This is a genomic window from Kaistella chaponensis (assembly GCF_900156725.1).
Taxonomy (GTDB): domain Bacteria; phylum Bacteroidota; class Bacteroidia; order Flavobacteriales; family Weeksellaceae; genus Kaistella; species Kaistella chaponensis.
Genome location: NZ_FTOI01000005.1, coordinates 183,134 through 195,164, shown reverse-complemented (window position 1 = coordinate 195,164; position 12,031 = coordinate 183,134). Strand labels below are relative to the sequence as shown.

Sequence of the window (12,031 nt, the reverse complement as noted above, 5' to 3'; positions counted from 1 at the left end):
TTTCTTATTTTTGTCGAAATTTTCTACCTTGGTTTTCAAACAAAAATTCGCAGATCTTCTCAAAACAGTTTTCCCTGCAACGAAATTCGAACTCTTGTTGTTCGCTCTTTTTCTAACGATTTATGGGTTTTTAGGAACTACAATAGCGCTGAATTATCGAATTATTTTCGATGACCGAATTCCGTGGGATGCTTATTTTAGTTTTGATAACCGCGCGATTGTAATGACAGGTGGAGGTTTTGAAAGGCATCCGCTTTCCATTTATTTTTTTAATTGGATGAGGGAATTTGCTTATTTGTTTTCAGGCGGTAAAAAAGACGAGATTTTTCGTTTGGTTTTGGCTTGGTGCAGCAACTTTGCAGTGAGTTTAAGTTTAATTCAAATTTATAAATATCTTAAAAACATTATTGCGTTACCGAAGAAAATTTCGTTGTTGATATTGTCTTTTTTCGCCTTCTTCACCACCACTATTTTATTGTCATTCACCCCAGAAACGTACACTTACACTTTACTTTTCCTTGTCCTTTTCAATTATTACGCCGCGTTGAAAGTACGCAAGGAAGAAAAAATTCCCGCTGTAGCATTAGCTTTAGCAGGAATTTCAATTGGTGGTTTAACAGTTACGAACCTTGTAAAAGTTTATATTCCGTTGCTTTTTGAAAAAAACATTTTTAAAAACTGGCGAAAATTTGGAAATGTTGCCGGTCGCGTAATCCTTTCATTAATGGCTTTCATTCTGCTTTTTCTTTATCGAATCGATTTCAAATACCTCAACTTTCTCGATAAATCGGAGCAACAGTACGAAAAATTTTCTACCGCGAAGAAAACGCCACTTTGGGACATGATTGGTTCTTGGTTTTTCGGTGGGAATATGTTGTTTTCAGATTTTGCGATCCGTGATTATCACAACAAAAAAGGCTTCTTTTACAAAGCCCTTTTTATGGAAGTTTACCATTCCTGGATTCCTTATGTTTTTGTGGTGATCGTGCTTCTTTTGGTATTTTGGAGTTATTTCAGAAATTTTAAAAATAAGTATGTCCAAATCTTGATGATTTCATTATTCGTAGATATTGTCATCCACTGCATCTTAAAATTTGGGCTGCATACTTCCTACATTTACGGCGGTCATTTCGTTTTCGTATTTCCGCTGATGATTGGTTGGCTTTTTTATTCCTATGAAAATTCCCCGAAAATACTTACACTCCTCTATTCCACAGTTGTCATTCTTTTGGTTTATCTAGCATTAAACAACATCTTCAGAATGCAAGAGTTTTTCCTTTTTCTGAATCAGTATTATATTTAAATAGAATTATTTTATTTCTACACAACCTACTCTTCCACCTGCATTTCCTGTAGGTTGGGTATGAAAGTCGTCTTCACCTGCGTGAATAATGATGGATTTCCCAACGATATTTTTACTCTCATCGCTGCATCCGATGCACCATTTATCGGTATTGAACACAATTCTTGCAGTTCCTTCTTTGTCCGCAACCAAATTTCCGATGTCGCCCATGTGAAAATGCTCTGAACCCCATTTTCCGTGATCATTTTTCGCAGGATTCCAGTGTCCTCCTGCAGAACTTCCGTCTGTAGCAGAACAATCTCCTTTTTCATGAATATGTACAGCGTGAATTCCGGGGGTTAATTTGTAAACATTCAAATCCATTTTTACATTTTTACCCTTCTGCACGAAATCGGCAGTTCCTTGGGTGTTCGTACCACTTTTGGAATTTATTTTATAATTTTTGGCGGTGGTGCAAGAAACAGCGAAAATTGCGCTGCAAGCAAGCATTGATAGTGCATTAATTTTCATAACAAAATTTTTTAATTTTAGTAAGGTATAAAGATACGCCAATTCCGTTTTCTACGAATTAAAAACAATTCAGTAGGAAATTACGACGGTTCAGTAGAAAATTATTTCAGCGAAAATCATTCCGTATTATATTTGTATCAAAATTACAATCATGCAAACCTTCATCATGCAGAAGTTACTTCTACTCATTTCATTTTTACTCAGCCTTTTTATGAGTGCACAAATCACCATTTCGGGCACCGTTCGTTTTAAAAATAAGGGAGTGAAAGACATTTCTGTCACCTTAAAAAACACGTATGATGGAGCAACAACAGATGAAAACGGAAAATATTCCTTTGAAACTTCAGAAAAAGGCAATCACATCCTCCTTTTCTCTAATCCGAAATTTGGGGAAGTGGAGAAAACCATCACCATTTCTAATGTAGCAATTGAAGCGAATGCAGATTTAAAGGAACAGATTTCCGAGATTGATGCGGTGGTAATTTCTGCTGGTTCGATCGAAGCCAGCGATAAAAAAAGAGCAACTACGCTCTTAACGCCTATTGATATTTATACGACGGCGGGAGCAAACGGACAGGTAACCGCTGCTTTGGAGACCCTTCCGGGAGTTCAGAAAATCGGGGAAACTGAAGGTTTGTTCGTTCGTGGTGGTACAGGAACAGAAACAAAATTTTTTATGGACGGAAACTTGGTCAACAATTTTTTCGGAAACTCTATACCCGGAATCAAGTCGATGGATCGTTTGAATACGTCTTTGTTTAAAGGAAATGTATTTTCAAGCGGTGGATATTCCGCTGTTTACGGTCAAGCGCTCTCTTCTGTTTTAGCTTTGGAAAGTATCGATTTTCCGGAAAGGAATTCCATTGATCTCGGAATATCTCCTATTTTTGTTAATGTGGGTTTTCAAAATGTGGATGACGAAAAAACAAAATCGTTCGGAATCTCTGCGAGTTATTCGAATCTTGGATTGATGACGAAAGTTATCAAATTCAATAATAATTTCACAAAAGCGCCGGAAAGTTTCGGTACGAATTTCAACTTTAGAATTAAAAATAAAAACGGCGGAATTTTGAAATATTACGGCAGTTTCGATACGAATAAAATTGGTTTGCAGGAAGAAAGTTTAGAACCGAATATCGATTTCGACAACACAAATTTAACGGGACAAAACACGTTTCATAACCTATCTTTCAAACAAAAATTCGGGAAGTATCTTCTTAATTTAGGAGGATCTTATACATTTAATTCAAATATCATCGATTTAAACAGCATCGAACAAAACATAGAAATTAATCCGAATACGATTCAAGTGAAAGGCAATTACTTCAATGCTAAAGCAACTTTGGAACGAAAAATTAATAAAATTTCTGCCATTAGAAGCGGAATTGAATTTAATCAAACCAATGAAACGACCGAAGTTGCACTTTCGCCAAACGCCATTGATTTTAAAGATGGAATTACTTCTGTTTTTGCAGAAACAGATTTAGGATTTAGCAATAATTTTTCTGCTAAAGTAGGTTTAAGGACTGAATATTCTACAGCTGTGAATCAATGGAACCTTGCTCCACGACTCGCAATGGCTTACCGAATTTCAAAAAACTGGACGAGTTCATTAGCGTACGGAATTTTTTATCAGAATCCTGAAAACAGATATTTTGGGTCTTCTCCTTTGAACTATCAAAAAGCAGAACATTATATTTTACAGCTTCAAAAATCGGAGGAAGGTCGCAATTTCAGGTTAGAAGCGTTCTACAAAAATTACGCAGACCTCATCAAAACTAAAGCTTTAGGTTATCGCCCAGTTGCGATCAATAATAATGGCGATGGGTTTGCAAAAGGTTTCGAAATATTCTGGCGCGACAAGAAATCAATTAAAAACATTGATTACTGGGTTTCTTACTCTTTTCTGGATTCGGAAAGAAATTTTCAGAATTATGATCAAAGTCTGTTCCCGAGTTTTGCAGCCAAACACACGCTTTCTTTTGTTGCTAAAAAATTTGTTACCGCTTGGAAAACGGGTTTTAATGTGTCGTACACCTACACTTCCGGGAGACCTTATTACAATTTCACCACAGACAATAACGGGGATTATCATTTGAACCAGCAAGGAAAATTAAAAGATTTCAATGCTTTGAATTTCAGCTTGAATTATCTTCCATCTTTAGGTAAAAAAGATGCGAAAGCATTTACAGTGCTCGTTTTGGGGATTAATAATGTGCTTGGACAAAAAAACATTTACGGTTATCAATTTTCAAATGATGGATTACGAAGCCGACCAGTTTTGCCTTCTACGGATACGTTTGTTTTCATCGGCGCTTTCATCAACTTCGGGATCGACAGAACGGAAGATGCAATCAACAATAACCTTTAATACGAGTCAGAAAACAAAATCAACCGTTCGGAAAGAAATTATTCCATCCGCAAATTTTTTAAAATATCTTTGAATCATCAAAAACAAAATAACAATTAAAAATTTAAAACAATGAAAAAATTATTTTTAGCAGCGTTGCTTGCTATTTCAGTAAGCACCTTCGCACAAACTTCTTACGAAAAAGCGATGATTGATAAAATTGCACAAGTAGAACAACAAAGAAAATCTGACGAGTTTACTGCCTTAACAAATGATTTTACAAGAATAGGAGACAAAGAAAAAAACCAATGGTTGCCTTATTATTATGCGGCATTTACAAACATTCAAAAAGGAAGAATTGCAATGAGAGAAGGAAAAATGACAGAATTAGACGCAATTGCTGCTGAAGCGCAAAAACCTCTGGATTTAGCGATGGGCTTAAGTAAAGACAATGCCGAGCTTTTAATTTTACAGAAAATGATTCACGGTTTGAAAATGATGGTTGATCCACAATCTCGATTCATGAGTGAAGGAATGTTGGCTGCAGATGCGCTCTCAAAGGCAGAAAAATTAGATTCCGAAAATCCGCGCATCACTTTGCTAAAAGCTGAAGATACCTATTACACGCCGGAACAATTTGGTGGCAGCAAGACGAAAGGTCTGGAATTGTTTCAAAAATCACTGGATCAGTTCAAAGTTTACAAACCCAAAACTGCATTGGATCCCAATTGGGGAAAAGCAGAAGCAGAATATTTTTTGGTGAACAAACCTTAATGTAAATCTATTGAATAAGCAAAAATCTCCTGAATTTCGGGAGATTTTATGTTTAAATGGAGAAAGACTTTATTTGATAACAAAAGATTTTTTTCTTCGGGTAATGATTTAAACCGTTTCCGATGGTTGATGTTTTTTCACAAATAAGGTGCAAATTCCGCCGAGAATCAGGAAAACACCGGCTAATTGTAATTCGTGAATTTTGTTGTTTCCCAGAAAATTTTCCATCACGAAATCCATTGTCAAGGTTTGTATAAGCATCGGCAAAACGATAAACATATTGAAAATTCCCATATAAATTCCAATTCTATTAGAAGGCAATGCCGAAGACAACATAGAATAAGGCATAGAAAGCATTGAAGCCCAACCAATTCCTAATCCCAATGAAATTAAATAAATTTGTGAAACAGGAATTACGCCTCCGGAAAAAATATTGGGTATCGAGAATAAAATCGCATCATTGCTGTAACTGCTCATAAAAAAAATAGCAATTCCAGCAAGCGTTAAACTAATAAAATGCGTCACGCCGGCTCCTAATTTTCTGGCAACAGGTACCAGAAAAAAGGCAGAAAGAAAGCAAATAATATTGTACGTTCCGTTCACATTTCCCGTTAAAACTCCGGCTTGTTTGTACAATTCAGAATGCACATCTTTCGTATTAAAAAGGCTCAAAGCCAAACCATCGGTGATCGATTGCCAATAGCAAAACATGGCAAACCAAGTGAAAAATTTTACGGGAATAAGTTGGATCATTACTTTTGGCATTTCTGCAAAAGCCAATTTCATTTCAGAAAAAACAAGTGCGAATATGGAACGTCCTTCTTTTTTGGCTACAATATGTGCCAATTCTTCGTCTGTTGGTGGAATTTCTTTGGTGGTAAACATTGAAAATAAAATGGAAGCAATCGTTACGACCGCCCCAATAGAAAATGCCCAATAAACCGTTTTCGGAATTCCGTTGGCTTCTATTTCATTAATTCCTACCAAACCTAAAGTAATGAGAATTGCGGGCGTAAAATTTGCCAATGTAGAACCCAATCCAGTGAAAAAACTTTGGGTAATGAAACCAAGAGAATGTTGCTTGGTGGGTAATTTGTCTGCTACAAAAGCACGATACGGTTCCATGGTAATGTTATTGGCTGCATCTAAAATCCAAAGCAACGAAACCGCCATCCAAAGTGCAGAAGATTGTGGCATAAGGAAAAGTGCAATGCTTGCAATGATGGCTCCGAAAAGAAAAAATGGTTTTCTACGTCCCCAATTTTTCGACCAAGTGTGATCGCTCCACGCTCCGATGATTGGTTGTATGATCAAACCGGTAATTGGTCCGGCTAACCAAAGTATCGCATTGTTTTCATCAGCTCCCAAATACCGATAAATGGGACTCATATTGGTTTGTTGCAAGGCAAAACTAAATTGTAAACCCAAAAATCCAAAATTCATATTAAAAATTTGGAATATATTGAGTGTGGGTTTTTTGATGTTCATCAGAGTATTTTTATTTGGAAATTACACGTTATGGATGATAAATTTTATACTGGTCATCTACAATTATATCTGCTTCTCCTTTGTATTTTTTAATGATTTCATGTTCTATTGATAATACTTTTTCTACAAATTCATCTTGGTGATCTCTATTTCTCGCCATTCGGTTTTTCTTGGTTTGAAGGAAATTTCGGTCGATAAAAATCTTGCAGTTTATTTGGTGTAAACCTAAGACATAAGTACCTTCCAGAATTAAAATTTCTACCTCTTCGAAATTAATACTTTCTTCGATAAAGCTATTTTTTTTATAATCAACAAGGGGTTTTATAATTGATGAAACTCCGTTTTTGAAAGACGCAGTATGTTCTTGCATTAAATCGAGATGGACTTCATTTTTACCAACCGCGTTTATATCTTGTAATCTGGCATTGTGATTGGTTTCTGGAGGGAGTTTAAAGTAGTCGTCTTGGTGAAGCACCGCTGCGTTTTTGTTTCTTTCCTCTCCTGTTATTTTTAGAGCAGATGCTAAAATTGTTTTTCCACTTCCGCTTTCACCACCAATTGCAATGACCAGTTGCGCAGCTTTGGCATCTATTTTCTTTTCTATTTGATCCCACACTTCTTTAGCTAAAATCAAATATTCTTTTTTTATATCAGTTTGATCTCCTATCATCTTTTTATTAAATTTTCATTAAAAGATATCCTATTGCAGAAAAACACAATTTCTGGGTTCCCTCTGCTTTTAAGTCATTAGTAGCGTAATATTCGTGAAATTGAAAGTCGTTTTCTTGCAATAATTTTTCATATTGATCTGTAATTTTATTACTTATTTCAGTCTTCTTTTTCTTATTGAGCGCCAAACAAAGCCAACCTAAAAATACTGGCCAAGAACCACCATTGTGAAAATGAAAGGGCTTGTTTTTAAAATCATAGCTGTAGTTATTTTCCAGCAGTTTCCAGGAGGGATCTTCTTCTTTGATAATGGGATAGAAAACCGGTAACATCCAATGCTTAAATTCTTGATGCAAACTCTTCAAAAAGTTTTCAAAGGCATCCTCATCAAAATTAAAATCCAAATAAAGAGCTAAAGCGTTTCCAGCCATATCAAATAATGTTTCATAACCGTTTGCAGAAAAATGGGAGAAATAGTAAGGCTTTTCCGGTGTTTTTTGATAAGCGGTTTGATGGTATTTTTCTTCAGGAAGGTTGTCTTTTTTAAAGTTGGTTTCTATTAATGATTTCAACTGTTGGGATTGTTTTTCCCAATCCTTGTTTTCATAAACTTCTGCTGCCAATTGCAGTGCCCAAAATCGCAAAATATTGTCATACAGTGTATAACCTGTTGTAATATATTCATCGGCCCAATTTCCGCCAAGCGGCGTGTAGAGCAAACCTCGGTTGTTGTATTCCCAATTTTTAAGGCAGGAAAAAGATTTTTCTATTTGTGGTAAAAGCTGGGTCTTCAGTTGCTGATTTTTTTCATTTTTGATGAGCATACAAGCACCGATGATCCACCAAGTGGTTGCATCTACTCTACCAACCAACTTTCCGTAGCTTACTTCTGCCGATTTCCCATTAAAGGAAACATTTGAAGGAATTTGTCCGTTTTCTGATTGATATTTTGCCAACGTTATCACCGAATGTTGATGGGCTGCAATTATTTTTTCATCTTGCATAAGCAATCCTACAATCCCGGTCATCATTGAATCTCTGGACCAGACTTTGGCATAGTTGTCCTTCTGTATTGAGGACGCGAGAATTCCGTTTGGAGTAATCGCTTGATAAATAGTTTGTAACGCTTTCTCTGTATACATTCTTTTTAGGATAAAAAAGTGGAGCAGAAACTCGCTCCACTTTCATGAAAAAATCAACTTATTTAAAAATCTAATTATAAATGATCTTTCAAATCAAGTTTAATACTCATACTGATGGAACGTCCCTGTATTGGTCTGGCTCTAACAATATTATTTGCTGGAATCGAACCTTCTTCTGCTTCTGTAATTCCCAGTGCATCGAAGACGTTATTTCCGTTCAAACTTAGATTGATGTTGCTGGTTAAACGGTAAGACAAATACGGATTTACAACGGTGTAGCCATTCATTACCAACTTATTATTGTCTTGGCTATAAGATTTGGTCACGCCAACAAGGTAAAATCCGGCAGAAAATTTATTGTAATTTACGTTGGGATTGAAGGAATACATGAATTGAGGTGTTCTTCTCGGAGTATTATCAATCGTCGTTTCGTCTTTCGCATTGGTGATTTTAGCATTCGTGTAAGTGAACCCACCTTTGAAATCGATGTAATCATTTAATTTGTAGAAACCATCTAATTCTAAACCGAATGATCTGTATTTATTTTTGGTTTCAATTTGGGTGGTCGCTTCGTAATTGGATTCTTCTGTTCCTGCATAAAACAAAGTGGTGTTAACAAAAAAGTTGGTGCTTCTTAGTTTGTATCCACCTTCAACTTGGGTTACTTTGTTTACTTTCACCGCTTCTAAACCTGGATCACTGCTATTGGTATAGTTATAACTGGAGAATAAAATACGATCTGCAGCGGCACTTCCACCTTGGCTTCCTCTGATGAATAGAGCGTTTTTACTATTAATTGCATAGTTTGCGCCTAAAGTCCAAGAGAAAATATCGTATTCATATTTCACTGGAGTTATGCTTGATCCGAGAGCGTAAACGTTTTGTTCATTCAAAGAAATGGTTCCATCTTGGTTCATATCTTTGGTGATGGATCCGCTTCCGCCTGCAAAAGATCCACTTACTTTCCCGAGGTCATATCTTACACCACCATCAATGGAAATATTCTCTGTTGCTTTAAATTCTATTTGTGCAAATGGCGCTGTAATATCATATTTTGTATCGTAATTTCTGTTTAGATTTCCCCAAGCAGGAGTTCCGTATGCCAAAAGACCGTTAGTTGTCAATAAATTTCCGGCAGGATTTCTTACATCTACTAATCTGGCGTTGTATCCATTTACTTCTTGCAAATAGGTATTCCACTGCCAAGACATGTTTACATTTTGCAAGGCTTTATATAAACCTACATTTGCTTTTACACCACCAAATTTTTTAGATAGATTAAAATTATTGGTGAAATTATTGAAGTCGTTCAGTTTGGTATTAAACAGGTGCATTCTCATGTAAATGGCGTTCTGATCAATTGCGGTGTTTGTTCCGGCATACGTTGCACTGCTGTACGGCGCTCCCAAAACTTCGGCAAATGTTCCTACTGTTGCAGGGAACGGAGCCAAAAACTGACCGCTATTTGCAGAATATCTTATTTTGTTATCTATTTTCCAACCGCCGTCGAAGTTATAAGAAAACTCTGCACCGATGCTTTTAGAAAGCGATCGCATTCCATCAGATAAATTAGATTCTAAGATGTTTCCATCACTACCAATGGCTCTGTCTTTTTGTAGGTTAATGGTTTGCATTGCACCAGTAAGTGCATCGTAATTTGGTAAAGATTTGTAAACAGGATCCTCGTTTGTTCCTGTAACGCCGATCGGCATCGGCATATAAGCTGCGGTTCGGTCATCGAGTAATTTGGTATAAACACGGAAATAACCGTTCTCAAATTTTTTCATGAACGACATTCGGAATTGTCCGCCAACATTGCTGTTAAAGCCGGTTTTTCTTGTTCCATCTCCTGCGCGGAAAAAGCCACCTACACTCACGAAAGTATCATCATTAATTGGAGTTCCGTAATTAAAATCGGTTCGGTAATTTCTATAATCTACTCCTAATTCTTGGGAAATACTCCCTCCTCTTTTCTCACCTGTATTGGTAATAAAGTTGATGATTCCAGCCGGAGAATTACTTGCAAACACCGACGCAGATCCTCCTCTAACTGCTTCTATACGAGAAACGAAGGAATCGAATCGCGTAAATTGATCTTGAGTTGCAAAAGCCATATCCCCAAATTGAAGCACCGGTAAACCATCTTCCTGGATAAGCAAATATCTGGATCCACCTGCAGAAACAGGAACACCACGAACGGTGATATTACTATTTCCTTCACCACCAGAAGATTCTGCACGAATTCCTGGAATGGTTCGAAATATTTCTGCAGTAGTTCTAGGAGCAGCTTGTTCAATATCCTTCGGTTTTAGGGTAGAAATAGAAATACTTGTTTTAATAGATGCTTTTGGATTGGCGTTTCCGGTCACTACCACATCATCAATCGATGCTGTTTTCACGGTGTCTGTTTCGGTGTTTTGCGCAAACATAAACGCTCCAATACTTAACGTTCCCACTAAGAAAATTTTTCTTTGATTTAGGCGACTTTTCATAATAATAATTTTTGTTTTGGTAAATCTATATTTTTAGGACTTACCAAAACCCCTTTTGGAAACAGTACTCATTGTGCAAAACAACTCAAACGATTGTGCAAACGGTTGCGGTTGGTAACTTCTTGAAAAATTAACAAAATTTAACACTTAAAGACCTAAATTTAATATAAGATTAACCGTAGATTTAAAAAGATATCTCTAATATACTTCTCCAAAAACTGCAGTAAAACCTCGAAATGAAACGAACAACCATCAAAGACTTGGCAAAAATGCTTCAAGTGAGTACTTCCACTGTCTCGCGGGCTTTAAGTAATCATCCGGATATTAGTGATTCTGTAAAAGTACGGGTACGAGAGGTTGCAGAATTGCTCAATTACCATCCAAGCGATTTTGCCATCAACTTTCGGCGCAATTCTACCAAAGTGATTGGTTTGATCGTTCCAAAAATATCGATGTTTTTTATTCCTGCTATTTTAGATGGTATTTCAACCAAATTAAAAAAAGAAGGCTACAACTTTTTTATTCTTTCTTCCGAAGAGAGTGTGGCTATTGAAGGTGAAAATATTTTAACCTGTTCTAATTCTAGAGTGGATGGTATTTTAATTTCCCTGTGTGCAGAAACCGAAAATCTCGATCACTTCAAGATTGCCCAAGATTTGGAGGTTCCTATTGTCGTTTTCGATAAAAGTATTGATCAGAATGATTATGATGAAGTGGTTTTCAATAATGAGGAAAGTGCCGAAAAATGTGCACTCCGATTAATTGACATGGATTGTAAAAACATTTTGGCTGTTTTTGGCAGCGCCAACTTAAGCATCACCGAAAAGCGGAAAGCTGGATTTATGAAAATCATGACAGAAAACAAAAGCACAAATTGTCATTCGATCTTTGCCGACTCCTCAGATCAAGCACGGGAATTGGTAGAAAACTTATTGAAAACAGAAAAATATGATGCGATTTTTGCAATGAGCGATGAAGTTTTAGCAGGAATTCATATTGCCTTAATGAACTCTAAATCTGATCTAAATCTGATTAAAGTAGTGGCAATTAGCGAAGGCATTCTTCCGAAATACTTAAATTCTAATTATGAATTTGAGAAAAATGATGGTTTGAAAATGGGATTAAAGGCGGCAGAAATCTTGGTCCAAAAAATTCAGAATAAGGAAAAAGCGACAGATTCCAATCGATATTTTATTTAAAATTTTTTTAAAGTCGCCATTTTCAATTTGTTCAATATATCATTTCGATCTAAAAAGGTGAAACCTGTTTTTAAATTGGAAGGTTTACCTTTTAAAAAGGTCAA

Annotated in this window: 9 protein-coding genes; 4 read left to right on the top strand and 5 right to left on the bottom strand. The window is 36.2% G+C overall.

The window, feature by feature from the left end; genetic code table 11:
* Positions 1–10: 10 nt before the first annotated feature.
* Positions 11–1,303 carry a DUF6080 domain-containing protein gene (locus BW932_RS07235; RefSeq protein WP_245820681.1) on the top strand — a complete coding sequence of 431 codons (1,293 nt, stop codon included), beginning with the start codon at positions 11–13 and terminating at the stop codon, positions 1,301–1,303.
* A gap of 6 nt (positions 1,304–1,309) precedes the next feature.
* On the opposite strand, the gene BW932_RS07230 is transcribed toward BW932_RS07235, so the two are convergent.
* Entirely contained in the window at positions 1,310–1,813 is a 504-nt protein-coding gene (locus tag BW932_RS07230; protein ID WP_076386811.1) for a superoxide dismutase family protein, read from the bottom strand.
* Between the two features lie 151 nt (positions 1,814–1,964).
* On the opposite strand from BW932_RS07230, the gene BW932_RS07225 reads away from it, so the two are divergent.
* Entirely contained in the window at positions 1,965–4,184 is a 2,220-nt protein-coding gene (locus BW932_RS07225; protein WP_084566467.1) for a TonB-dependent receptor, read from the top strand.
* Positions 4,185–4,295: 111 nt separating this feature from the next.
* A complete protein-coding gene (locus tag BW932_RS07220) occupies positions 4,296–4,937 on the top strand; it encodes a type 2 periplasmic-binding domain-containing protein (RefSeq protein ID WP_076386810.1) in 642 nt (213 codons plus the stop codon).
* A gap of 108 nt (positions 4,938–5,045) precedes the next feature.
* Here BW932_RS07220 and BW932_RS07215 read toward each other — a convergent pair whose 3' ends face one another.
* The 4 genes from BW932_RS07215 to BW932_RS07200 all read right to left on the bottom strand — a co-directional run bounded on the left by BW932_RS07215 (position 5,046) and on the right by BW932_RS07200 (position 10,728).
* Positions 5,046–6,425, bottom strand: coding sequence for an MFS transporter (locus tag BW932_RS07215; protein ID WP_076386809.1), 1,380 nt, complete (start codon positions 6,423–6,425; stop codon positions 5,046–5,048).
* Positions 6,426–6,453: 28 nt separating this feature from the next.
* A complete protein-coding gene (locus tag BW932_RS07210) occupies positions 6,454–7,095 on the bottom strand; it encodes a uridine kinase family protein (RefSeq protein ID WP_076386808.1) in 642 nt (213 codons plus the stop codon).
* Positions 7,096–7,102: 7 nt separating this feature from the next.
* Entirely contained in the window at positions 7,103–8,236 is a 1,134-nt protein-coding gene (locus tag BW932_RS07205) for a glycoside hydrolase 100 family protein (protein WP_076386807.1), read from the bottom strand.
* Between the two features lie 74 nt (positions 8,237–8,310).
* Positions 8,311–10,728 carry a TonB-dependent receptor gene (locus tag BW932_RS07200; protein WP_076386806.1) on the bottom strand — a complete coding sequence of 806 codons (2,418 nt, stop codon included), beginning with the start codon at positions 10,726–10,728 and terminating at the stop codon, positions 8,311–8,313.
* Positions 10,729–10,964: 236 nt separating this feature from the next.
* On the opposite strand from BW932_RS07200, the gene BW932_RS07195 reads away from it, so the two are divergent.
* On the top strand, positions 10,965–11,927 hold the full coding sequence (locus tag BW932_RS07195; RefSeq protein WP_076386805.1) for a LacI family DNA-binding transcriptional regulator: 963 nt from the start codon (positions 10,965–10,967) through the stop codon (positions 11,925–11,927).
* The last annotated feature ends 104 nt before the right edge of the window (positions 11,928–12,031 follow it).